Annotated in this window: 19 protein-coding genes and 1 pseudogene; 12 read left to right on the top strand and 8 right to left on the bottom strand. The window is 70.3% G+C overall.

Going from position 1 to position 23294, the window contains the following annotated elements; translation table 11 throughout:
- Positions 1–119 precede the first annotated feature (119 nt).
- From ACFQ3T_RS04940 to ACFQ3T_RS04950, 3 genes are all read right to left on the bottom strand, one after another.
- Complete coding sequence (locus tag ACFQ3T_RS04940; RefSeq protein WP_380720254.1) at positions 120–710, bottom strand: hypothetical protein; 591 nt, start codon at positions 708–710, stop codon at positions 120–122.
- A gap of 258 nt (positions 711–968) precedes the next feature.
- Positions 969–4121 (bottom strand): glucan 1,4-alpha-glucosidase, encoded by a 3153-nt coding sequence (locus ACFQ3T_RS04945; RefSeq protein ID WP_380720257.1) that lies wholly within the window; start codon positions 4119–4121, stop codon positions 969–971.
- A gap of 89 nt (positions 4122–4210) precedes the next feature.
- Positions 4211–5371: an ROK family protein gene (locus ACFQ3T_RS04950; RefSeq protein ID WP_380720260.1), complete on the bottom strand. Its 1161-nt coding sequence runs from the start codon at positions 5369–5371 to the stop codon at positions 4211–4213.
- 192 nt (positions 5372–5563) lie between these two features.
- On the opposite strand from ACFQ3T_RS04950, the gene ACFQ3T_RS04955 reads away from it, so the two are divergent.
- The 9 genes from ACFQ3T_RS04955 to ACFQ3T_RS04995 all read left to right on the top strand — a co-directional run bounded on the left by ACFQ3T_RS04955 (position 5564) and on the right by ACFQ3T_RS04995 (position 15790).
- On the top strand, positions 5564–6844 hold the full coding sequence (locus tag ACFQ3T_RS04955; RefSeq protein ID WP_380720262.1) for an ABC transporter substrate-binding protein: 1281 nt from the start codon (positions 5564–5566) through the stop codon (positions 6842–6844).
- 23 nt (positions 6845–6867) lie between these two features.
- The gene (locus tag ACFQ3T_RS04960) at positions 6868–7842 is read left to right on the top strand and encodes a carbohydrate ABC transporter permease (protein WP_380720265.1); all 975 of its coding nucleotides are present in this window, start codon (positions 6868–6870) and stop codon (positions 7840–7842) included.
- On the top strand, positions 7829–8734 hold the full coding sequence (locus ACFQ3T_RS04965; RefSeq protein WP_380720268.1) for a carbohydrate ABC transporter permease: 906 nt from the start codon (positions 7829–7831) through the stop codon (positions 8732–8734). Before ACFQ3T_RS04960 ends, ACFQ3T_RS04965 begins: the two co-directional genes overlap by 14 nt.
- Before the next feature lie 19 nt (positions 8735–8753).
- Positions 8754–10481 (top strand): glycoside hydrolase family 13 protein, encoded by a 1728-nt coding sequence (locus ACFQ3T_RS04970; protein WP_380720271.1) that lies wholly within the window; start codon positions 8754–8756, stop codon positions 10479–10481.
- 53 nt (positions 10482–10534) lie between these two features.
- A complete protein-coding gene (locus ACFQ3T_RS04975; protein ID WP_380720273.1) occupies positions 10535–12829 on the top strand; it encodes a family 49 glycosyl hydrolase in 2295 nt (764 codons plus the stop codon).
- Positions 12830–13131: 302 nt separating this feature from the next.
- Entirely contained in the window at positions 13132–13839 is a 708-nt protein-coding gene (locus tag ACFQ3T_RS04980; protein ID WP_380720275.1) for a hypothetical protein, read from the top strand.
- Between the two features lie 64 nt (positions 13840–13903).
- Positions 13904–14329, top strand: a complete 426-nt coding sequence (locus ACFQ3T_RS04985) for a hypothetical protein (protein WP_380720278.1) — start codon at positions 13904–13906, stop codon at positions 14327–14329.
- Positions 14326–14805 (top strand): DoxX family membrane protein, encoded by a 480-nt coding sequence (locus tag ACFQ3T_RS04990; RefSeq protein WP_380720280.1) that lies wholly within the window; start codon positions 14326–14328, stop codon positions 14803–14805. The genes ACFQ3T_RS04985 and ACFQ3T_RS04990 overlap by 4 nt, the downstream gene beginning before the upstream one ends.
- 319 nt (positions 14806–15124) lie before the next feature.
- On the top strand, positions 15125–15790 hold the full coding sequence (locus ACFQ3T_RS04995; RefSeq protein ID WP_380720282.1) for a lytic polysaccharide monooxygenase: 666 nt from the start codon (positions 15125–15127) through the stop codon (positions 15788–15790).
- A 105-nt stretch (positions 15791–15895) separates the two neighbouring features.
- On the opposite strand, the gene ACFQ3T_RS05000 is transcribed toward ACFQ3T_RS04995, so the two are convergent.
- Both ACFQ3T_RS05000 and ACFQ3T_RS05005 read right to left on the bottom strand, forming a co-directional pair.
- A complete protein-coding gene (locus tag ACFQ3T_RS05000) occupies positions 15896–16516 on the bottom strand; it encodes an Orn/Lys/Arg family decarboxylase (protein WP_380720285.1) in 621 nt (206 codons plus the stop codon).
- A gap of 62 nt (positions 16517–16578) precedes the next feature.
- Complete coding sequence (locus ACFQ3T_RS05005) at positions 16579–17322, bottom strand: ANTAR domain-containing response regulator (protein WP_380720288.1); 744 nt, start codon at positions 17320–17322, stop codon at positions 16579–16581.
- 555 nt (positions 17323–17877) lie between these two features.
- On the opposite strand from ACFQ3T_RS05005, the gene ACFQ3T_RS05010 reads away from it, so the two are divergent.
- Entirely contained in the window at positions 17878–18996 is a 1119-nt protein-coding gene (locus ACFQ3T_RS05010) for a carboxylate-amine ligase (protein WP_380720291.1), read from the top strand.
- 253 nt (positions 18997–19249) lie between these two features.
- Here the strand turns inward: ACFQ3T_RS05010 and ACFQ3T_RS05015 are convergent, their stop codons facing one another.
- Both ACFQ3T_RS05015 and ACFQ3T_RS05020 read right to left on the bottom strand, forming a co-directional pair.
- On the bottom strand, positions 19250–19750 hold the full coding sequence (locus ACFQ3T_RS05015; RefSeq protein ID WP_380720294.1) for a hypothetical protein: 501 nt from the start codon (positions 19748–19750) through the stop codon (positions 19250–19252).
- Positions 19751–19874: 124 nt separating this feature from the next.
- Positions 19875–20417: a C40 family peptidase gene (locus ACFQ3T_RS05020; protein ID WP_380720297.1), complete on the bottom strand. Its 543-nt coding sequence runs from the start codon at positions 20415–20417 to the stop codon at positions 19875–19877.
- Positions 20418–21075: 658 nt separating this feature from the next.
- Here ACFQ3T_RS05020 and ACFQ3T_RS05025 point away from each other — a divergent pair.
- Positions 21076–22170: a DmpA family aminopeptidase gene (locus tag ACFQ3T_RS05025; protein ID WP_380720300.1), complete on the top strand. Its 1095-nt coding sequence runs from the start codon at positions 21076–21078 to the stop codon at positions 22168–22170.
- A 39-nt stretch (positions 22171–22209) separates the two neighbouring features.
- Here the strand turns inward: ACFQ3T_RS05025 and ACFQ3T_RS05030 are convergent, their stop codons facing one another.
- Positions 22210–22602, bottom strand: a complete 393-nt coding sequence (locus ACFQ3T_RS05030; protein WP_380720303.1) for an OsmC family protein — start codon at positions 22600–22602, stop codon at positions 22210–22212.
- A 164-nt stretch (positions 22603–22766) separates the two neighbouring features.
- Here ACFQ3T_RS05030 and ACFQ3T_RS05035 point away from each other — a divergent pair.
- Positions 22767–23064, top strand: a pseudogene (locus tag ACFQ3T_RS05035) (S1 family peptidase); the annotation flags it as partial.
- Between the last annotated feature and the right edge of the window lie 230 nt (positions 23065–23294).

Below are 23294 nucleotides of genomic sequence, written 5' to 3' on the forward strand. Positions count from 1 at the left end.
GCCACCACGACGAAGGTCCGGGTGGTATCCGGCTTCCGGACCTTCGTCGTGCATTGTCCGCGGACCGCTTTTACTCGTGCTTTCCGCTCAGTCGGCCGTCGGCGCGACCGCCCGTTGGATCAGCACCGCCGCCAGGCGCCCCAACTGCCCCCGTAGGGAAGGGTCCGGCACCACCAGTTGCCATCGGTGCCGATGACCTCGACCGTGATCGAGGAGGCGGTCGTCACGGCGTACACGCCGCTCCGGGCCGTGCCGCCGAGGCTGGCCCACGCGGACCACGTGCCGTTGTCGTACTGGATCTGGTTGTACACCGCGTAGTTCGTGCCGATCAGGAAGTTGTGACCGCGCCCGCTCGGCCAGACCGCGTAGGTGACGCCGTACTCGCAGATCCAGTTCGCGGCGCGGCCGTTGATCGTGCCCGAGCAAGTCGTCTGCTCGGACTGGACCCCCGTCGTACCCACTTCCGGGCCGAACGTCCGGGACGACGTGCCGTGATCGAGCGGAGTCACCGCCGGCGCGGCCGACGCGACCGGCGCCACCAGGGCACTGGCGAGCACAGCGGTGGCGATCGCCACCATGATCCGTAACATTGATTCCCCCCTGTGTCCGGGCCGGACGGAACCGCGGCGGCAGCGCCGGCCCATGGTCAACCCCTGGACTGCGCTCTCGACGCCGCCGATGTCATCGCGAAACAACCGCATCGCGGTCACGTGATAATTGTGCGGGCGGCGGACAGTCTCAAACGCGTTTCGGGTAACGGCACCCGAAGGTTGTGGAGTGTAGTGGCGTCGCGAAATCATCGCAAACACAGAAAGGGGATCTTGGAATATTCCGGCGCGTCTGGAAATGCTCGTGAATTGCGATCGACTCGAAGATCGCGAGCTATCCGGACAGCACGTGGAACGCGGGCGCGGGCACCGGTTCACAAGACCTGGTGCCCGCGCCCGCTGCTTTCAGCGCCCGCTCTCTCAGGGCAGCAGATCCACGAACGGCAGCACGACCGGGCTGGTCGCGGTCCAGTCGAGGACGGCGGACTGGTCGGCGTCACCGGTGATGACGTCGATCGCGTTGGGGTCGCGGGTGTCGGTGTCACGGCTGGGCAGGTCGAAGCTCTGCTCGCCCGCGCCGCCGCCGAAGCGGAACTCCTTGGTCCACGGGAACCCGTTGTCCCAGTGCGCCTTGCTGTAGACCGGGCGCACGAGGCCGATGCCCTCGCCGGGCTCGGCGTTGGAGTAGATCGACACCTGGTAGCCGGTGGTGGCGGGGTCGAGCCCGAGCGCGGAGGCGGGGACGGTCACCACGATGTCGTGGGTGGCGGGCACGACCCGCAGTTCCGCGGCGGAGACCTTGGCCAGGGCCGGGTCGTAGACGCCGAGCGACAGCGGTTGGTCGGCGTAGCGCCCGTCGGCGACGACCGCCCGCTGCCAGGCGCCGGCGGTCGCGGTGTTGGTGCCCGGCAGGCCGGGGGAGGTGACGGCCGGCTGGGCGCGGTCGCGCAGCAGGACGTTGACCCGCTGCACGCTCATGCCATTGCCGCCCCACGGGTTGGTGATCGCGCCGGCCACGCGGGTGACGAACCGGACCCGGTCACCGTCGCGGAACACGTCGAACCGGGTCAGGTCGAAGCTGTCCGGGCTGAACGCGCTGTTGGTCGGGTAGACGTAGGCGCCGGGTCCGTGGTCGTCGCCGGTGGGGTCGGTGAGCCCGCCGACGCGTTCGCCGTAGGACAGCACGGTGCGCCGCTCGTACGCGGTGGCGCCGTCGTTCCGGACCGCCGCGACGCTGATCGTGTTATCGATCCCGGTCAGCTCGACGTGGGCGCCGAACCGGCCGCCGCTGACCGCCACGCGCTTCTTCACCGGGCCCACGGCCACGACGACGCTGGGGGCGTCGGTGGTGCCGTGGACGTGGACGGTCCGGCCGCCGGCGGTGGACAGGTCCGCGGGACCGTCGAGGCTCAGCGCCGCGGTGGCGACGGTGCCGGTGCGGTAGCGGTCGGCCACGACGGCGGGCGTCTCGACCGGCCGACCCGCGGCGATGCCCTGCGCCAGCCGCACGTACTGCGCCATCGCCCACGCCAGGGGCGCGGCCGAGCCGGTGCCCTTGCCGAACACGTGCCCGTACGACGTCGGCTCGGCCCGGTCCCACACCTGCTCGGGGATCATCCGGCCGCTGTTCGCGGTCGCGGCCATCGTGCGCAGGTACGGCAGGGCGTCACGGCCGCGGGCCAGTTCGTACTCGCCGCGTTCCCCGGACAGCAGCGGCCACGGCCGGCCGATGCCGACCCCGGTCCACGGCGCGCCGTCGGCGGTCTCGCCGTAGCCGTCGTGGGTGTAGCGCTTCCACAGCTCCCCGCTGGGCGTGCTCACCTTGATCGAGGCGTCGACCTCGGGCAGCGAGCCGGCGACGGCCGCGTCGTCCGGTGCCTTGACGCCGAGGCGGACCAGTTCCAGGAACCCGGCGTCGACCAGCGCGTTCTCCGGGTGCACGCCCGCGCCGTTGGCCCAGGTGCGGGTGGCCCCGTCGTCGGGGTCGCCGCTGCCGGAGATGCGGAGGTAGTACTCGCCGTCACCCAGCGGGCCGGTGGTGGTGACCATCCACCGCTCGGCCTGGCGCTGCCAGGAGTCGGCGGTCGCCTGGTACAGCGCCGCGCCGTCGGCGTCGCCGGCGCGGTGGGCGATGTCGGCGGCGGCGATCAGCGCGGCGATCTGGGCGGCCAGGGTGGACGGCGAGTAGCCGCCGGTCTCCTCCCACCGCTCCTGCGGCGTCCGGGGGCCCGCCTCGACGAGGTGGTCGGCGGCCTTGGCGATGTGGTCGCGGTAGAACGCGGCGTCGAACCGCCGGGTCTGCCAGGCCAGCAGGATCGGGAACGCGGTCTCGTCGAGCTGGACGTTGCCCTGGTCGGGGGTGCCGTCGACCTTGGAGTTCTGCGGGAAGCTGCCGTCGGGGCGCTGCTGGCGGGTGAACAGCCAGTCCACGGCCCGGCGGGCGGCCGCGGTGTCGCCGGCGGCGAGCAGCGCGGACACCTGGTGGTACAGGTCGCGGGCCCACACGAAGTGGTAGCCGGTGCCGCCGCCGGACGCGCCGTCGGCGGGGACGGCCTGCCCCCACGGGATGGTCAGCGACGCGGAGAACGCGCCGGGGTGCGTCTTGTCCTCGTGCGCCTTGACCGCCATGACCGAGGCCCAGTACTGGTCGAGCAGGTCGCCGCGCAGCTGGTGGGGCGCGTCCTTGAGGGAGGCGGTGTAGAGGTGCCAGCCGAGCTGGTACCAGCGCTTGGTGACCTCGAACGGCCGGTGCAGGCTCGCCCGCGCGGTGGTCAGCGCGGCTCGTTCGTCGGGCGCGAAGCCGATCGCGAGGGTGGTGCGGGTGCCGTTCCGGCCGGTGGGCAGCTGGGCGACCTGGGCGATGTTGCCCGGCCCGGCCTCGGGGTAGCGGGAGGTCAGCGTGAAGTTCGAGGCGAGGTCGGCCAGCCCGTCGCTCGTGCCGACGTAGCCGGTGGACGTCGCGGCGAAGCCGGTGCCGGACACGAGCGCGGCGGCCACGGGGCGGTCGGGCAGGTGGGTGTCGAGGGCGGTCAGCGCGTCCGCGGTGGCGCGGCCGGTGTCGTGGCCGGAGTCGCCGGCCAGCTGCAGGTCGAACAGGGTGTACAGCTTCAGGTCGGCGCCCTTGAGGGAGCGGAAGTCGACGTCGACGAGCACGGTCGCGCTCGCGGGGTCGGTGACGTAGGTCTTGGTGAGCGTCCACCGTCCCGCGGTGTCGGTGGCGGTCTGCCGGTAGGTCAGCGACTTCCGGTCGGCCAGGGCGACGGTGCGGGTGGTGTTCTCGGTTTCCCGCTGCGCGAACGACTTCCCGTCGGTGACGACGAACTCCAGCGAGCGGGAGTTCGGTGTGTCGGCGCTGGGGTAGTAGATCTCGCTCAGCGTGCCGTCGGTGAGGGTGTACCAGACCTTCGAGGCGGTGGTGGTGGACGTGCCGATGCCGTCCTTGTCCCCGGTGGTCCAGGTGGCCGGCGCGCCGGGCGCCCCCGGTGGCCCGGGTTCGGCGGTGGCGGGTTGGGCGGTGAGCAGGCAGGCCGCGACGGCGAGCGCGATCGCGGCGCGTGGTCTGGGTGGACGCATGGGTGCTCCTCGTTGAGCGTGCCTCGGCGGAGGCGGGCGTGCGCCATCGCCACGGCGGCCTGCGCCGTGGGACGGAACGGTGGACGTGGTCAGCCGGCCCGCAGGGGCAGGACGGCCAGCACGGTGCGCTGGATCGCCACGGCGGCCGCGCCGCGGGCCCAGAGCGTGGGGTCGTCGTTGATGAACCGCAGGTCGATCGGCGACGCCTCGGGGTGACGTGACTGGGCGATGGCCGCCCGCACCCGTGGTTCGGCGACCTGGGCGAGGCGGATGCCCTCGCCGGTGAGGATGATCCGTTCGGGTTGGGCGATGTTGGCGACGGCCGCGATCAGCGTGCCGAACGCGTGGGCGGCCCTGCCGACGATCTGGTCGGCGACGGCGTTGCCCGCTTCGGAGAGGTCGAGCACCTCGTCGTAGGTGACGGGCCGTCCCAGCGTGAGGGCGGCCTGCGACTGGATGCCGTCGGTGGTGAGCAGCGCTTTCACGCAGCCCCGGTGCCCTTCGGGGCAGATCGGGCCCAGGGGGTCGACGGGGAAGTGGCCGAGCAGGCCGAGCCCGGAGTCGGGGCCGCCGACGAGGCGGTCGTGGATGACCAGGCCGCCGCCGACGCCGGCGCCGATGGTGAGCACGGCGAAGCTGTCCACGTCCCGGCCGTCGCCGAACCAGTGCTCGGCCTCCAGCAGGGCGTCGAGGTCGTTGGACACCACCGTCGGCCTGCCGGTCGCCCGCGCGACCGCCGCGCTCAGGTCGACGTCCTTCCAGTGCAGGAACACGGCGCGCTGGACGCGCGCGAACTCGTGGACCACACCGCCGATGGCGATGCCGATGGCGGCGACCGGACGCCCAGGGTCGTCCAGTGACGCGACCAGTTCCGCGATCTTGCCCACGACCGCCTCGACGTCGTGCTCGGTGATCTCGACGGAGGCGCTGTCGAGGATGTCCGCGCGCAGGTTCGTCAGCACGCCGTAGGCGCGGAACCCGGCGAGCTTGATGCCGATGAACCGCTGCACGTCCGGGTCGACGTCCAGCGGCTGCAACGGCCGGCCACCGCCGCGCAGGCCCGGTGTGTCCACCTCGCGCAGGAGGCCGGCGTCCATCAGCGGCTTGGTGAGTCGGGTCAGGCTCGCCGTCGACAGGCCCAACCGGTCCGCCAGCTCCGACCGGGCCAGCGGGCCGTGGAGCAGCACCTCCAGCGTCACGCGGCGGGCGGAGGGCAGCAGGGGCGCCCAGGGTGAGGCGGCGTCGAGCACCGTGCACTCCTCGTCGGGGTCGGGGGTATCCGGGGACGCAATAGTACCGCCGCGAAACTACCTGACAAGACCTCCTGCGTGACGAAAACGTGACTAGCTGCGGGTTGACGCGTTACAGTCGCGTCACCCTTAATGTTGCGACAAAGAAAACCTCGGTAGGCGACGCCGCCGTCGCGACTCTGGAGGATCGACATGCGCAAGCACCCCCTACGGCTGGCCACCGCGGTGGCCGCCGCCTTGGCGCTGGTGATGACCGGGTGTTCGAGCGGAGGTGGCTCCGGCGACCCGAACACGCTCAAGGTGTGGTGGTGGGAGACCGACGACAGCGCGCTGTCGGCCGCCTGGAAGCAGGCCGTCTCGATCTTCGAGAAGGAACACCCCGGCGTCACGGTCAAGCAGGAGCTCAAGACCTACGAGCAGATGCAGCAGTCCGGGCAGCTCATCCTGGACTCCAACGACACCCCCGACGTGCTGGAGTACCTGAAGGGCAACGCCACCGCCGGCGTCGTGGCCAAGGCGGGCCTGCTCACCGACCTGACCGAGGTCGCCGCCACCCGCGGCTGGAAGCTCGACAACACCGCCCAGGACGTCGGGCTCTACGACGACAACGGGCTCATGGGGTCGGGCAAGCGGTACGGGCTCACGAACTACGGCGAGTACGTCGGCGTCTGGTACAACCAGGACCTCTTCACCCAGCACAACGTCCAGGTGCCGACCACCCTGGCCGAGTTCGAGAACGCGCTGAAGGCCTTCGCCGACAAGGGCGTCACGCCGTTGGTGCTCGGCTCGGCCGACTACCCCGGCCCGCACCTGTTGTACTCGCTGGCCCTGGCGCACATGGACCAGCGGTCCCTGGCCGCCTACCAGCGGTTCGAGGGCGAGGTGGACTGGTCGGCGTGGGAGAAGGCCGCCACCACGATGCGCCAGTGGGTGGAGCGCAAGTACATCAGCACCGACTCCACCGGCATCCCCGCCCAGGACGCCGGCAACGCGTTCATCGCGGGCCAGTACCCGATGTTCGTCTCCGGCACCTGGTGGTCCGGGCAGATCGCCGAGCAGCCCACGTTCAAGACCGGTCAGTTCCTCTTCCCGGGCAACAAGCTGCACCCCGGCTCGGGCGGCAACCTGTGGGTCGTGCCCGCGAAGGCCAAGAACAAGGACCTCGCGTACGACTTCCTGGAGATCACCCAGCGGCCCGAGGTGCAGAACTTCCTGGCCGACAAGGGCGGCGTGCCGGTCGCGGCCGAGCCCGGTTCGGCCAGCTCGGCGATGGGCCTGCTGGTCGGCGACCGGTTCACCGAGCTGCTGTCCGGTGAGAACGGCGGCCTGGCCTGGTACCCCGACTGGCCGGTGGCGGGGCTGAACGACGTGCTGCTGGCCAACACCACGAACCTCGTCGGCGGTGAGGCGAGCCCGCAACAGGTGGTGGAGGCGATCAAGGCCGCTTACGACGCAGGCAAGCCGTCCGCCTGAGCGGCCGGGCCGAAAGGATCGCCATGTCCTCGATCAACACCGCCACGCACAGCGCCACGCACACCGCCGCGCCACGTCCGGCGCGCAAGGCCACGTCCGAACGCGGGGCCGGCTACTGGTGGTACATCCTGCCGGGAGCGGTCGGCTTCCTCGCCGTCGTCGCCGTGCCCTTCGGGATGAACCTCTGGTACAGCCTCACGTCCTTCCGGGGCGTCGGCGACCCGGTGTTCATCGGGTTCGAGAACTACCAGCGGCTGCTGGGCGACCCGCTGTTCTGGGCCTCGTTCCGGCACAGCGTGGCGTTCATCGTGGCCATGGCGATCCTCCCGACCGCCATCGGGGTGGTGGTCGCGGCCGTCCTGTTCAGCTACATCTCGCCGAAGTTCGGGTCGAAGGTCGCGAGCTTCCTGCGCGCCACCTACTACCTGCCGCAGATCCTGCCGATCGCGGTCGCGGGCGTGCTGTGGAAGTGGATGTACCAACCGCAGTACGGGATCATCAACACCACCCTGCGCGACCTCGGGCTCGGCGGTCTGGCGCAGAACTGGCTCGGCGATTCCGACCTGGCCATCTACGCGGTGATGAACGTGCTGGTCTGGCTCCAGATCGGCTACACCGTGGTGGTGTTCATGGCCGGGCTGTCCCGGGTGGACCCGGCGCTGTACGAGGCCGCCGAGCTCGACGGCGCGAGCTGGTCGCAGCAGTTCCGCACCATCACGCTCAACCAGCTCCGCCCGGAGATCGCGGTCGTGCTGATCACCACCTCGGTGGCCGCGCTGAAGGTGTTCGCGCCGATCTTCGTGCTCACCCGCGGCGGTCCCGGCACCAGCACGATCGTGCCCGCCTACTTCTCGTTCTCCAACTTCTTCACCACCACCAAGGTCGGTTACGGCGCCGCGGTGGCGTCCGTGCTGGCGCTGATGATCTCGGTCGTCGCGGTCGCGCTGCTGCGCTACCAGACGCGCAACTCCGAAGGGTTCGAGGATGGCCGTGGATAGCCTGGAGAAGACGGCCGTGAGCCCGACGACGGCCCCGCCCGCGCCGGCCGTGCGCAAGGTCAGGCGCCGCAAGCGCAGCGTCAGCGGATGGGTGGTGCTCACCCTGGTCGCCGGGGTCGGCCTGCTGATGCTGTTCCCGTTCTGGATCGCGGTCATCAACGCGTTCAAGCCCGCGCCGGACTACATCGCCAACGGTCCGGTCTCGCTGCCCACCGAGCTGGACTTCTCCGCCCTGGTCGACTTCTGGGGCGGCGTCGACTTCAACCGCAAGCTGCTCAACAGCGTCGTGATCAGCGGCAGCGTGGCCCTGATCGCGGTCGCGCTGAGCCTGCTGTCCGCCTTCGCGATCGGCATCGGTCGCATCCGGGGCCGGGTGTGGATCCTCGCGCTGTTCATGCTCGCGTTCACGATCCCGCAGGAAGCGCTGGTGTACCCGCTGTTCGTGCTCACCCGCGACCTCGGGCTCTACGACACCATGACCGGCGTCGTCATCATCCTGGCCGTGCTCCAGAGCGCGTTCGGCACCTACATGCTGTCCTCGGTGCTGGGCACGTTCCCGCCGGAGGTCCTGGAAGCCGCCCGGCTCGACGGCGCCACGCGCTTCCAGGTGCTCCGGCTCGTCGTCCTGCCGCTGACCAGGCCGACGATGGCGGTGCTGATGACGTTCTTCTTCATCTGGACCTGGAACGACTTCTTCCTGCCGCTGGTGTTGCTGCCCTCCGCGGACAACCAGACCGTGTCGGTCGCGCTCGGTGCTTTGAGCGGTCAGTACACCAGCGACCCCACGGCCCTGGCCGCCGCCTCGCTGGCGGGCATCCTGCCGGCGCTGGTCTTCTTCCTCCTCTTCCAACGCACGCTCATGCGCGGCGTGAACCTCGGCGCGGTCAAATAACACCCCACGAAGGACGTACATGACTCTCGAGCAGACGGTGGCCACAACCGCGGACACCGCCCCGTGGTGGACCTCGGCCGTGGTCTACCAGGTCTACCCGCGCAGCTTCGCCGACTCCAACGGCGACGGCGTCGGCGACCTGCCCGGCCTGATCACCCGACTGGACCACCTGGAACGGCTGGGCGTCGACGTGATCTGGCTGTCGCCCGTCTACGCCTCGCCGCACGCCGACAACGGCTACGACATCTCCGACTACCGGGCGATCGACCCCGCGTTCGGCACGCTGGAGGACTTCGACCGCCTGCTGGCCGAGGTGCACGCGCGGGGCATGAAGCTGGTGATGGACCTGGTGGTCAACCACACCTCGGACGAGCACCCGTGGTTCGCGGAGTCGCGGTCGTCCCAGGACAACCCGAAGCGGGACTGGTACTGGTGGCGCCCGCCGCGCGACGGGTTCGACGCAGGGCAGCCCGGCGCGGAACCCACGAACTGGGAGTCGTTCTTCTCCGGCCCGACGTGGACGCTGGACGAGATGACCGGCGAGTACTACCTGCACCTGTTCGCGCCCCAGCAGCCGGACCTGAACTGGGAGAACCCCGAGGTCCGCCAGGCGGTGTACGACATGATGCGGTGGTGGCTGGACCGGGGCGTCGACGGCTTCCGGATGGACGTCATCAACCTGATCTCCAAGGACCCCGACCTGCCCGACGGCGCCACCACCGGCGTCGGCGGCCTCGGTGACGGGTTCCCCCACTACGGCACCGGTCCGCGCATCCACGAGTTCCTCCAGGAGATGCACCGCGAGGTGTTCGAGGGCCGGTCGGGGGAGCTGCTGACCGTGGGGGAGATGCCCGGCGTCACCTGGGAGGACGCCCGGCTGTTCACCGACCCGGCGCGGCGCGAGCTGGACATGGTGTTCCAGTTCGAGCACGTCTCCCTCGACCACGGCCCGGGCGGGAAGTTCGACCCCAAACCGCTGGACCTGCGCGACCTCAAGGCTTCGCTGGGCCGGTGGCAGAAGGAGCTGGGCGACGTCGGTTGGAACAGCCTGTACTGGAACAACCACGACCAGCCCCGCGTGGTCTCGCGCTTCGGCGACGACGGCAGGTACTGGCGCGAGTCCGCCACGGCGCTGGCCACCGTGCTGCACCTGCACCGGGGCACGCCGTTCGTCTACCAGGGCGAAGAGCTGGGGATGACCAACGCGCCGTTCGCCGGCGTGCACGAGATGCGCGACGTCGAGTCGCTCAACCACTACGCCGAGGCCGTCGCCGGCGGCGGCGACCCGGACGTGGTGTTGCGCGGACTGCGGGCGATGGGACGCGACAACGCGCGCACGCCCGTGCAGTGGGACGCCACCCCGAACGCCGGGTTCACCACCGGTCAACCGTGGCTCGCGGTCAACCCCAACCACACCTGGCTCAACGCCCAAGCCCAGTACGACGACCCGAAGTCCGTCTTCAACCACTACCGACGGCTCATCGCACTGCGCCACGAGCTCCCCGTCGTCGCCCACGGCGACTTCCGGATGCTCCTGGCCGACGAACCCTACCTCTACGCATACGAGCGAACCCTGAACGACGACCGACTGCTCGTCGTGGCCAACCTCAGCGGCACATCGCAGATCGCCGCCCTGGACGGTGATTGGTCAGCCGCCGACCTGGCTCTGTCCAATGTCGACGCGCCTTCGGTCGTGAGCGGCCGGATCTCCATGGAACCGTGGTCCGCACACGTGTTCATGAAGTAGGGCCGCGGTAGCACGACGCAAACCCTTCCCAATGATGAGAAGAGGATTTCGCCATGCCCACAGCAAGGATGAGTCGACCGGCGGCGCTCGCCGCCGGTCTGGCCCTCGCCCTGGTCGGCGCTGTCGCGCCGGCCGGGTTGGACCTGGGGACGCCCGCGGCCCAGGCCGCCACCACCGCCGACAGCGAGCAGCTCAAGACGTGGTGGCACGACAACCACGAGTTCAACACGGGCAGCCCGGTGGCGAACGACAAGGTCAGGCGCTCGTCGTTCTACGACGTCCAGGTGGCCACCGCCGCGGCGCCGGCGACCAGGTACGACTCGTTCACGTACCTGAGCATCCCGCGCAGCGGCAAGGGCAAGATCGGCTACACCAAGGAGGACGGCGCCGAGTTCTCCGCGTCGGCGAACCTCACGATGAGCTGGTCGTCCTTCCAGTACGCCACCGACGTGTGGGTCGACGTCTCCCTGCGCACCGGCCAGAGCATCTCCTCGGCGGACCAGGTCAAGATCAAGCCCAGCAGCCTGAACTTCGCCAAGCAGCTCGTCGACGGCGACACCGTGCGCGTCAAGGTGCCGTACCACGCGGCGGGCTACCGCTTCTCCGTCGAGTTCGACCCGCAGCTGTACACGGCGTACAACGACATGTCGGGGCCGGCCACCGACGCCGGCAAGCTCACCACCTCGTCGGGCAACGGCAACCGCGCCATCCACACCGAGCCCCGCAACTCCATGATGGTCTTCGCCGAACCGGCGCCCACCGGGACGGAGCGCGACCGGCTGATCCCGACCTCGGCGTCGGGCAGCACCTACTACCCGCCGCAGGGACAGGTCACCAACCTGAACACGATCAGCGAGGAGATCGTGTACTTCCGGCCCGGCACCTACTACATGACCTCGAAGTACCACGCGCTGCTGCCCAAGCAGGTCAAGTGGGTCTACCTGGCGCCCGGGGCGTACGTGAAGGGGGCCATCCGGTTCCCCGACGACAGCCAGGGCCTGTACAAGGTGACCGGGTACGGCGTGCTCTCCGGTGAGCAGTACGTCTACGAGGCCGACACCGCCAACAACTACGACCACCTCTCCGGCGCGTCCAACTGCCACGCCACCTGCGTGAAGATGCTGCAGTTCCAGTCGGCCCAGAGCCGGCAGCAGCACCTGGACCTTCAGGGCGTGACCATCAACGAACCGCCGTACCACTCGTTCGTCGTCTACGGCGACGAGCAGACGTTCAGCATGCGGGTCGAGAACTACAAGCAGGTCGGCTCCTGGTACTGGCAGACCGACGGCATCGAGCTCTACCGCGGCAGCACCATGAAGAACACGTTCTTCAACGCCAACGACGACGTGCTGAAGATGTACCACAGCGACGTCAGCATCGACAACACCGTCGTCTGGAAGAACGAGAACGGTCCCGTCATCCAGTGGGGCTGGACCCCGCGCAACATCGACAACGTGCGCGTCGCCAACACACACGTCATCCACAACCGGATGTACTGGAAGGACGTCAAGTACAACACCTGCATCCTCAACTCCTCCTCGCACTGGGAGAACATGGGGTCGACCACCACGGCGAACCCCGGCACGTGGGTGCGGAACATGACCTTCGAGAACATCACCGTCGAGGGCATGACCAACTGCGCGATCCGCGTCTTCGCGCTGTCCAGCACCGAGAACGTCCACGTCAAGAACCTCAAGATCGACGCCTGGAACCACCTCGACGCCTCCTCCCAGGTCAGCCTCCTCAAGCGGTACAGCAACAGCAGCGGGCAGAAGGTCACCCTGGGCAACGAGACGCGTGACAGCCGCGGCCTGAAGCTGGAGAACTACACCGTCGGCGGCACCGTGATCAACAAGGCCGGCACGAACTGGTCCGCGGACCAGCTCGGCCGGATCGGCTTCGACGCCGAGACCTGGGACAACTGGAACGCCTGGGGCCCGGGCGGCACCAACCCGGACCCGGTCACCGGCCGCCGGATCGTCAACGGGGCGAGCGCCAAGTGCGTCGACCGCGCGGGCGGCGGCACGGCCAACGGGACGGCCGTCCAGCAGTGGACCTGCGCCGACGCGCCCTCCATGACCTGGGTGCTCGACGGGCAGCAGCTGAAGTCCGGCGGCAAGTGCCTGGACGTCGAAGGCGGGGCCACGGCCAACGGCACCAAGGCCCACCTGTGGGACTGCGGCACCTGGGACAGCCAGAAGTGGACCTTCGAGTCGAACGGCACCCTGAAGAACCTCAAGTCCGGCCGCTGCCTGGACGTCGAAGCCCAGAGCACCGCCAACGGCGCGCGCCTGCACCTGTGGGACTGCGGCACGTGGAACAGCCAGAAGTGGACCTTCTCCGGCTGACGAACGGCCCGTGGTGGCCGTCATCCACCCGGCCGGCGGCCACCTTCCGTGTTCTCGTCCACTGTGCACCAGCGTTCCGTCGTGGACAGACGGACCGCCGTCGAACCGTTGCCATGTAGAGATCTTCGTTCTCAACATCCACAGTGGACATTCCTATTGGTCTGATCGAGTAACGCTGTTGTTGTTCATTGACAGCAAAAAGCTCGTCTCACTAATCTGAAGGAGCCGCCGCCACGGTGTTCCAGCCCCGGCGGGACACATTTCCCCCGGTGCTTCCTTCCGATCCTGACGGAGGCACACCCATGAAGAAGTCGGTCAAGACGGCCTGGTCCGCCACCGGAGTCGCCGGTCTCGCCCTGTCCGCGGCGTTCGTCGCGTCCTCGCTGCCCGCGAGCGCGAACGTCGTCGCGGTCACGTCCCCCGTGAGCGCGGGACCGGCGGCTCACGGCCAGCAGTACCCGGACGGTCCCACCTCGGTGGACGGCTCACCCCTGGAGCGGTGCCGCCGCGGCACCGACTACACCGTGCCCGGCCGCAACCCGGTCCTCGACGAGCCGCTGACCACCAGCTTCAAGAGCAACGTCGGCCTGTCGGTCAAGGTCCAGCTCGACGGCGGCACCTTCTACGGCAACCGGAAGCTCATCTTCACCAACACCGGCAGCGCACCCGTGCACACCGACTGCCTGGTGCTGAAGTTCCGCGCGCCGTCGGGCTCGGTGGACCACCACTACCGGGCGTCCGTGCAGTACGGGCACCCGCAGCAGGACTACGTCGAGGTCCCGCGCGGCAACGGCGAGTCGCACTACGTCATCCGGTTCGGCTTCCACGACGTGCCGCTGGCGGACCGCACCATCCCGGTCGGGCAGACGTGGACCTACGAGCTGGCCGGCTCCAACCAGGGCTCGATGAGCCTGGAGGCGACGCGTGACTCCGTCGAGGTCCTGGCGGACATGAACGTCGGCGGCAACCACTGGATCTCCCAGTACGGCACCAAGCGCCTGGGCAACTGACGCCAGGTGGGTGGCGGTCCCGCAACGACGCGGGGCCGCTGCCCGGCCACCCCGGGAGGTCCAGATGAGAACCCTTGCCCACCTTGCCCACCTTGCCCTGACGGTCGCGGTCGTCGCCGGATGCGCGTCCACCGAACCCGACCACCAGCACCACCACCACCACCACTCCATGACGGCGGAGGAGGCCGCGCGACTGCGCGGGGTCGCCACGACGTACCTCGGCCTGCTCTCGGGCGGTGACCCGGCCACCGCGTGGGCCATGTGGACCACCGACGCACAGCAGCGCGATCCGCGTGAGGTGTTCGTCGATCGGCTCGCGCAGTGCGAACCCGGGGTCCCGTACGAGGTGCTCGGCGTCGTCCCCAATGGGCCGGACCTCGCCCGGGTCGCCTGGCGGCACGGCGAGCGCACCGGCGAGCACCTGCTGCGCCTGCACGACGGGCGCTGGCGCGTCGACCCGGTCGACACCACCACGTGCGGTGCACCGTGACCGCCCGCGCGGTGACGCTGCTGCGCGGCTCGCTGGGCCTGGTGTTCGTGTGGTTCGGCGCCCTCAAGGTCGCCGACGTGACACCGGTGGCCGACCTGGTCGCCCGCACCGTGCCGTGGCTGGACCGCGACGTGCTGCTGGTCTCGCTGGGATCGGCGGAGGTCGTGCTCGGCGCGGCGCTCTGGCTCGGCCGCCGGCTGCGCTGGGTCGCGGCGGTCGCCCTGGCCCACCTCCTGGGGACCTTCCTGGTGCTGGTGGTCCAGCCGCAGGCGGCGTTCCAGGCGGGCAACCCGCTGCTGCTCACCACCGAGGGCGAGTTCGTCGTCAAGAACCTCGTCCTGATCACCGCGTGCCTGGTGCTCATGTCCACGGGCGCGGGGCAGCAGCCCCGGACCACCGCGCGCGGGACGACCCACCGGCCGGGGGACCGGTCGACCACCGCCCCGCGAGAGCCGGTGCGCCGACCCGCCGGATGAACGTCGGCCCGGTCCGCAAGCCACATCACGACGTTCACCTCCGCCGATCCGCCCACTGCCGCTGACCTGCGGATAAGCGCCAAGACGCCTTCGACCACCTGGCAGCCGATACCTCCAGGACGCCCCCGCGCGGCCCGGCCGCGTCGGGGGTGAGCGGGACCGCTCGGTGGCGGCCGGCTGGTCCCGCTCGTGCGGAAGCGGTGGCGTCGTCGACACCGGCGACGCCACCGCCCGACCACCACCCCGCGGACATCCCGGACGAACGTCCGCCGAGCGGCATCCCGCCGCCGGCGCCACCTCACACACGGAGGACACCCGCATGCACACCGCATTACCGACCAACCGACGCCGGACCGCCCTGCACCTCGCGCTCCTGCTGTCCCTCATCGCCTCGGCGCTGGCCTTCCAGCCGGCCCGCGCCTCGGCCCACGGCACCGTCGTCGACCCGCCGACCCGCAACTACGGCTGCGCCACCCGCTGGAACGGCCCGGACGCGCCGGGCATGCAGGAGCAGGACTTCATGTGCTACCTGGCCTGGCACCAGAGCCCCGACGCCATGTGGAACTGGAACGCCCTGTACGCCAACAACCTGGGCGAGAACATCGAGAGCGCCGTCCCGGACGGCCAGATCTGCAGCGCCGGGCGGGCCGAGGGCGGGCGCTACGCGCCGATGGACAACCCCGGCCCGTGGAGGACCACCCGGGTCGGCAGCAGCTTCCCCGTCACGGTGCAGGACGTGGCGCGGCACGGCGCCGACTACCTCAAGATCTACATCACCAAGCAGGGCTTCGACCCCACGAACTCCCTGATCGGCTGGGACGACCTGGACTTCGTCAAGAAGACCGGCCGGTACGGCTCCCAGTTCGAGTACAAGACCGACGTGTCCACCTCCGGCTACAGCGGGCGGCACGTCCTCGTCACGATCTGGAAGGCGTCGCACATGGACCAGAAGTACTTCCTGTGCAGTGACATCGACTTCGGCTGACCGCCGGAACGGCGCCGTCCCGCGATGACCGGGACGGCGCCGCCGTCGTTCTGGACCCGCACGACGTGGCATCCGGAGACGTCCCCCGGCCCGACCTCGCCACCGTCACCGCTTGTCCACCACCACCCGGAAGGTGTTCAGCTCGGGGTCGGACGGGTCCGGCAACTGCATGCCGGCGGCCAGGCCGCTGCGCACGTACTGGACCACCTCCCGGGTGATCACCTCGCCCGGCAGCACGGCGGGCGCCCCGGGCGGGTAGGGGGTGACCATCTCGGCGCTGATCCGCCCGACCGCCCGCGCCGCGTCGACCTGCTCGACCTCGGCGAAGAAGGCGTCGCGGGGGAGCATCGCCGTTTCCAGCTGGAGTTCGTCCGGTGACGGCAGGTCGACCGGCTTGGGCGCGGGCAGCTCGTCGGCCGTCTTGACCAGCGCACCCAGCGCGTCGAGCAGGACGGCGGCGGTGCGGTGGTCGTCGGCGTGGGTGAGCTGGGCGACGAGGCGGCGGTGGTCGGACAGGCCGACGGTGACGCGCTGGTGCTCGCGCAGCCAGTCGGCGGCCTGGTAGCCGCTGATGCCCAGCTCGCTCACGTCGACGACCATCTTGAGCGGGTCCAGCGTCACGGCCAGGCCGGGGCCGGTGAACTCGGCCTCGCCCATGACGCGCAGCCCGGGCAGGTCGTCGATCGCGAGGACGTGGTGGCCGTCCTGACGCGCGACACCGCCCACCACCGGCAGCCCGGAACCGCGGCCTGACCGGGCCGGCCAGACCCGGTCGAGGCGGCGGGCGTTCAGTCAGCGGGGCGGGTGGTCTCGTCGACGAAGTGCTGGGCCAGGTCGCGCAGCTTGCGGTTCTCCCGCTGCGACCGCTCCACCAGCATCGTGAACGCCTGCTCGGCGGAGATGCGGTGGACCGCCATCACGATGCCCTTGGCCTGGTCGATGACGGCCCGCGAGGTCAGCGCCTCGCGCAGCTGGGTCACCTGCCGGCGGGCCCGCAGGTGGCGGCGGGCGTTGCGCAGGGCCGCCTCGATCGCGGTGGTGTACAGCTCCAGCAGGGCGGCGTCGAGTTCCTGGAAGCCGTGCTTCTGCGTGCTGTAGAGGTTGAGGGAACCGTGGTACTCGTCGTCGATGAACAACGGCGCCGACAGGTAGCTGTGGATTCCCAGGCCTGCCGCCGCCTCGGCGAACGCCGGCCAGCGGTCGACCGCCTCCGCCACCGCCACGCGCTGCACCTGCCGGGACTCGGCCGCCTCCAGGCACGGACCTTCGCCGGCCCCGTACTGGGCGTGGTCCACGGCGAGGGTCTGCTGGTCGGTCCAGGCGAGGGATTCCGGGGTGCCGTCGCGCAGCACCGTCACGCTGGCCAGGTCGGCGCCGGGGATCGCGCCCACGACCTGCCGGCACACCCGGTCCATGACGACCGACAGGTCCTCCTCCTGGTCCAGGACGTCCGACAGGCCCGTCAACGCGGCGGTGACGTCGTCAAGCCGCTGGATCACCTCGTCCGCGCGGCCTTCAGCCGGTCCAGCCATCGTTCCACCTCGTTCCTCCGGGACCAACGAGCACGCGCGACCTGCGCAGGTGCGGCGCGTGCGCGCACAGATAACCACGCCGACCTCGAACCCCGTCCCTGAAGGTCGGCGTAGCGAAGGTCCCGGCCATCGCGCGTGGGGGACGACAATCGTGTCCATATCCAAGTCGGTACGGGAGGAAACTCCGTCGGTGGGCCGGTCGCCGCGCGGTAGGTGTGCCCGGGTTGCTGCGAATGGCGCAGGGCGTCCTTCGCTTCGGGCGGGGCGGCATGGCGGAGGCGCGGTGCGGGGCATCGCCGGCGGCGATGGAGACGCAGGCCGAGATGCGCTTGCGCGAGCTTCCCGCCACCCGCGCGCGGAGTAGACCAAAGCACGATCCGATGTCGGGAATGTGGCTTATGGGTCGACCGACCACCCGTCCGTGGTCCGAATGGGCCATCGGTTTGCAGAAGGTGACTGCGGGTAACCCTCGGTCCCGACCGGGCGGTGATCAAACTGTGAGCGAGGCTGGCGATGGCGTCGTTTTCCCCTGTGCTGTGGTCTGCGGATCCGGAAATGCCCGGTGTGCCGACAGTCGGCGTGGAGGAGGAATTCCTGTTGGCGGACGCGTCCACCGGGCACCTGCTCCCGATCAGCGCCCACGTCGTCGAGGTGGCCGGTGATCTGGGCGGTGCGCTGGAGCTGGAGCTGACCAGGGCGCAGGTGGAGATCAACACGCCGGTGTGCCGGACCCTGGCGGAGGTGCGCGAGCAGCTGACGTTCCTGCGCTCCACCGCCGCCGAGGCGGCGTCGCGGTGCGGCGGCACGCTGCTCGCCGTGGGCACCGCCCCGGCCGATGACGCACCGGGACCGCCGATCACCGACGACCCGCGGTACCACAGGATCAACAACGCGTACGGGCAGCTCGCGCCCGAGAACGTCGTGTGCGGGTGCCACGTCCACGTCGAGGTGCCCGACCGGGAGACCGCGGTCCAGGTCTGCAACCACGTCCGGCCGTGGCTTCCCGTGCTGCTGGCGCTCACCGCGAACTCGCCGATCAACCACGGCGTCGACACCGACTACGCCAGTTGGCGGTCGGTGATCGTCGGCCGCTGGCCGTGCGCCGGCGCCCCGCCGTACTTCGAGTCGCTCGCGCACTACGAGGCCGTCGTGGACATGGCCGTCGGTTCCGGCAGCGTGCTCGACGAGAAGATGGTCTACTGGGACGTCCGCCCCTCCTCCCACCTGCCCACCGTGGAGGTCCGGGTGAGCGACGTCCAGTCCACTGTGGATGAAGCGGTGCTGTTCGCCGCCCTGGTGCGAGCGCTGGTCATGACGTCGTTGCAGTCCATTCAGGACGGTGTCGAAGCACCTCGCGTCGGTGACGACGCGCTGCGCATGGCGTACTGGCGCGCCGCGCGTGACGGCCTGGACGGGGTGGGCGTCGACCTGGACACCATCCGCCCCGTTCCGGCCGTCGACCTGTTGCACCGCCTGCTGCGCCACGTCGAACCCGCGCTGGCCATGACAGGCGAACTGCAGGCCGTGAAGACCCTCGTGGACGAGTTGATCACTAACGGCAACGGTGCGAGCCGGCAGCGACGTGCCTTCCGCCGCGACCGCGCAGTGACCGACGTCGTGGCACTGGTCGCCCAGCGGGCCGAGCACGACAGGTCACCGGACAACGTCGCCTGACGACCTCGGGTGAAAAGCGCTTCCCCCGCCGTACGTGCGCCGAGTTGCGTCGAGGACTCCGTTGGCGGCCACACTCGGCGTCAACGGCGACGGGCGCCGAGATATCCCGGTTCGGTTGGCCGCCGCCCGGTGGGTCGTGCGTCACGTGGCGTGTGCGGGTCGCGGTTCCCGTGGGCAACCGCGACCCGCACGCCGTGATCATGGCGGTGCGCAGGCCGGTGGCGTGTGCGCGAACTGATCCGCGATGGGTGGGTCAGCAGCCGCAGATCCGGACCTTCGGGTAGTAGGCGGGGTTGTCCGACTGGGGAGCCTCCCAGTGGCCCCAGCCGCGGGTGTGCGCCCGTTCGTGGGCCTTGAGGCGCGTCCAGTCGTTGTCGCCGGCGCCGAGTCGGCGCATCTCGCAGGTGTCGTAGCGGATCGTCCACTTGGTGACGCCGCCGCTGCGGGTGTAGGTCGCGCGGCCGATGACGCCGTCGGAGCAGCCCGTGTAGCTGCCGAAGTACTCCGGCACGTGGCCGTCGGAGTCCCTGGGGAACGTGCTGCCGTAACGGCCCTGGGCCGTCACCTCGTCACCGGAGTCGGCGTCGTCCGCCGGTTCCGCGGCGGTGACCGACCTCGTGTCGAGGGTGATCGTCTGCTCGGTGACGGCGTCGAGTCCGGTCGTGTGGAGCGGGTCGGCCTGGGCGACGCTCGCTGTGGTCGAGACGATCACAAGAGCGGCGACGGCGGCGAGAACGGTGCCTGTCCTGTACATGCGACCTCCGGAGGCGTCGTGCGTCGTAGTGGCGTTCGCCTGGCATCGGGAGGCGGGGAAGCCGCCCCGTGGGATTCGATGTGGCGATCGGTCGGCGTTCGGCGTGACGCGCGGGACCTCGTGGTCAGTAGCCGTTGGGGGCCAGGACGTCGACGTAGATGGGCCGGTAGGAGCCGCCCAACGTCGTGCTGTCGTAGCGGACGCGTCCGGCGACGGCGTTGGCGTCGATGACGGTGGTGCCGCCGATGTAGATGCCGGTGTGGTCGTAGTCGCCGCCGTAGGGGATGCCGTCGTGGGGGTCGGTGTCCCAGAACACGAGGTCGCCGGGGCGGGGGGTGGTGGTGAGCCTGCCCTGGTTGATCTGGCCCTGCAGCCAGTAGTTGAGCTGGAGGCCGCGCCCGGTCACCCGCGCGGTGCCGTCCCAGATCGCGTTGCGGTTGAAGCACTCGCAGTCCATCGCCTGGCGCGAGCAGGTCCAGCCGGTCGCGTACCGGTAGGGCAGGCCCAGGTAGGACTTGGCGGCGTCGACGACGGCGTTGCGCACGGCCGAGGCCTGGGCGGTGAGGTCCGGCTCGGTGGTCGCCGAGGCGGGTGTGGCGAGGCCGGCGGCGGTGAGCAGGGCGACGGCGGCGCCCACGATGGCGCGGCGTGCGGAGGATCGCTTCACGGGGGACTCCCGAGGGTTGGAGGTGCTGGTGGACATGACCCGCCCGAGCCGGCGTCCTAGCCGGTGACCAGGCGGAGGTCGTAGGCGTTGAGGGCTTTGTTGAGCGGCTGGTGGAAGGTGTCGGTCGGGCCGGAGGTGCCGCAGGGGTTGTTGATGCCCGAGGTCAGGCCTTGGCCGTGTCCGTCATGGACGAACGGACCGCCGCCGAGGGCGTGGCCTCCGTCGGGGCTGGTGACGCCGTCGCGTGCGATGGCGTCACCAGCGCAGCGACCAGCACCAACGACACCGTCGCGACGCGACGGCGTGCCGCTCGGGCGGGTTCGGTCATCGACTGCGTCCCTTCCGGGGTGGGCGAGCGGACCGGAGTGCGGTGCTTTCGGTCAAACTTTGTCGTGCAAAGTCATGGGGGTGTTTCTAGTGGCTCGGATCGACTTGGCGCTACGGCACCCGGACGGAAGTGCAGGTAGACGCGCTGGTTGACAATTAACCGAGTCTGGATTGATATGGTTGCTTCGTCTCGATCAAGGGTTCTCACGTGGAGCGCTCAGGCGTCAGGGCCATCGGGTCGATCGGCGGGGTCTCCCGGGTGGTCCGCTTGTGCTCCTGCGGCTTTGCTGTGCAAAGTGAGGTGCGGTGTCCGTCGAACGCTGGAGGTGTGGTGCGCGCTCGGGATCTGGGTATCAGCGTCGGGGTCGGTGAGCCGGGCCCGTTCAACGCGATCACCGACGTGCCCGGCGTGAAGGTCGGGCACCGCACGCTGATCAGCGGCGACGGGCGTCTCCGGCAGGGGTTCGGCCCGGTGCGCACCGGCGTCACCGTGGTCGTGCCGGCGGACGGGTCGCTGGGCAGGAGGCCCGTCTTCGCGGGGTGCCACCGTCTCAACGGCAACGGCGAGCTGACGGGCCTGGAGTGGGTGCGCGAGTCCGGCACGCTGACGTCACCGATCGGGCTCACCAACACCCACAGCGTCGGTGTCGTGCGTGACGCGCTCGTTGCCGCCGAGGTCGCCACGAGAGGACCGGACGAGCTCTACTGGTGCCTGCCCGTGGTGGGAGAGACGTGGGACGGGCTGCTCAACGACATCAACGGCTTCCACGTCCGGCCCGAGCACCTGCACGACGCACTCGCCGACGCCACCGGTGGCCCGGTCGCCGAAGGCGCCGTCGGCTCCGGTACCGGCATGGTCTGCCACGGCTTCAAGGGCGGCATTGGCACGGCGTCCCGCATGGTCGACGGACACGCGGTCGGCGTCCTGGTCCAGGCGAACCACGGCCGGCGCGAACGCTTCACCGTCAACGGTGTGCCGGTGGGCCGCCTCATCGGCGCGCAGGAGGTGCCCCTCCCCGCTCCACCTGGACCGGCAGTTCCCGTGCCGGGCGCCGGATCGATCATCGTCGTGGTCGCCACCGACGCGCCCCTCCTGCCGCACCAATGCGATCGACTGGCCCAACGCGCGGCTTTCGGCATCGCGCGCACGGGCGGCACCGGTGAACCGACCAGCGGCGACCTGGTGATCGCGTTCAGCGTCGCCAACCGCGTCGAAGCCGGTGGGTTGGGCGTGGACGTGCCGCGCGAACAGCGGGTGACGATGCTGTCCGACAACCACATCGGTCCGCTGTTCGACGCGGTCGTGGAGTCGGTCGAGGAAGCGATCCTCAACGCCCTGGTGTCCGCGCGGACGACGGTCGGCCGCGACGGAGTGGTGGCCCATGCCTTGCCGCACACCATGCTGCTCGCGGCACTCGACCGGTGAATCGGTCGAAGTCCCATCCTGGTCCTCGGCCAGCGGAGGTCAGGCGAGGGACACCTCCCATCCGTCGGCCAGCGGGCAGTGCTGTGCGGCCTGGTCCACCAGGGTGCGGCGCTGCTCGGCATCCGCGACGTTGGGCAGTTCCACGAACAGGCGGGCGTTGATCTCGTACTGCTGCGCGCCGTGCTCGCTCAGCGACACCTCCGCGCGCACGGCGCTCCCGTGCGTGTCGTGCCCGCCGGACGAGGCGAGCAGCACCAGGCTCTGGTGCACGCAGGTGGCCAGGGCTGCCGCGAACAGGCCTTCCGGGTTCCAGCCGCCACCGCTGCCGCCCAGTTCGGCCGGCTGGGTGACGGCCAGTGCGGTGGGCTCGGCGCCGTCAACCTCGACGCGACCGTCCCGGGACACCGCCGCGGTGCTGTAGAGCTTCGTCATGTCCACCCGTCCCTCGACCGTGGTCACCGTTGCCGACGGGTAGCCCGCCTCGCGTCGGCGAACCGCGCGGCCTCGGCCGGTCACACTGCCGTGTCCGAGGTGGGCGCCACCTGTCGTGCGGTATCCCGACGGGAGGCCCCGAGTGGTGGGAGTCGGCGTGCGGATGGTCCGGTCCGGTCGGCACCTCGGTGTGCCGTTCGGGCTCGACCACCCGCTGGCACTGCGGGATGATCCAGACCCGCAACGAGACGATCCACTACGCGCACGGGCGACGTGCACCAGATGGCGGGCACCAGCGTGTGCGCCGAGGGTGGTGACTCGGGCGGCTCGTTCATCACCGGCGACCAGGCCCAGGGCGTGACCTCCGGCGGCTACGGCAACTGCTCGTCCGGCGGCCGGACCTGGTTCCAGCCGGTGAACGAGATCCTGTCCACCTACGGCTTGACCCTGCTCACCGCGTGATTCCCGGTTTCGACCCGCTGTCGCGGTCGACCGCGGCAGCGGGCTCCCACCCTGCAGGAGGAACACGGTGAAGCACACCAAACGAACAACGTCCCTGACCGCCGCGGTCCTGTGCGCCGCGGCCGTCGTCATCGCACCCGCCGGGCTGGTGGTCCACGCGGACACCGGAGCACCCCCCGTCGCCGCGGCCGATCGGTCCCGCGCGCAGCGGCCGCTGGTGGAGGCGGCGG

Origin of the sequence: Saccharothrix hoggarensis, from assembly GCF_042678885.1 — a bacterium.
Classification (GTDB): domain Bacteria; phylum Actinomycetota; class Actinomycetes; order Mycobacteriales; family Pseudonocardiaceae; genus Actinosynnema; species Actinosynnema hoggarensis.

Coding starts and splice junctions, on each gene's coding strand:
- ACFQ3T_RS04945 (WP_380720257.1), bottom strand. CDS start 4,121: ATGCGTCCACCCAGACCACGCGCCGCGATCGCGCTCGCCGTCGCGGCC.
- ACFQ3T_RS04955 (WP_380720262.1), top strand. CDS start 5,564: ATGCGCAAGCACCCCCTACGGCTGGCCACCGCGGTGGCCGCCGCCTTG.
- ACFQ3T_RS04960 (WP_380720265.1), top strand. CDS start 6,868: ATGTCCTCGATCAACACCGCCACGCACAGCGCCACGCACACCGCCGCG.
- ACFQ3T_RS04965 (WP_380720268.1), top strand. CDS start 7,829: ATGGCCGTGGATAGCCTGGAGAAGACGGCCGTGAGCCCGACGACGGCC.
- ACFQ3T_RS04970 (WP_380720271.1), top strand. CDS start 8,754: ATGACTCTCGAGCAGACGGTGGCCACAACCGCGGACACCGCCCCGTGG.
- ACFQ3T_RS04975 (WP_380720273.1), top strand. CDS start 10,535: ATGCCCACAGCAAGGATGAGTCGACCGGCGGCGCTCGCCGCCGGTCTG.
- ACFQ3T_RS04980 (WP_380720275.1), top strand. CDS start 13,132: ATGAAGAAGTCGGTCAAGACGGCCTGGTCCGCCACCGGAGTCGCCGGT.
- ACFQ3T_RS04985 (WP_380720278.1), top strand. CDS start 13,904: ATGAGAACCCTTGCCCACCTTGCCCACCTTGCCCTGACGGTCGCGGTC.
- ACFQ3T_RS04995 (WP_380720282.1), top strand. CDS start 15,125: ATGCACACCGCATTACCGACCAACCGACGCCGGACCGCCCTGCACCTC.
- ACFQ3T_RS05005 (WP_380720288.1), bottom strand. CDS start 17,322: ATGGCTGGACCGGCTGAAGGCCGCGCGGACGAGGTGATCCAGCGGCTT.
- ACFQ3T_RS05010 (WP_380720291.1), top strand. CDS start 17,878: ATGCCCGGTGTGCCGACAGTCGGCGTGGAGGAGGAATTCCTGTTGGCG.
- ACFQ3T_RS05015 (WP_380720294.1), bottom strand. CDS start 19,750: ATGTACAGGACAGGCACCGTTCTCGCCGCCGTCGCCGCTCTTGTGATC.
- ACFQ3T_RS05030 (WP_380720303.1), bottom strand. CDS start 22,602: ATGACGAAGCTCTACAGCACCGCGGCGGTGTCCCGGGACGGTCGCGTC.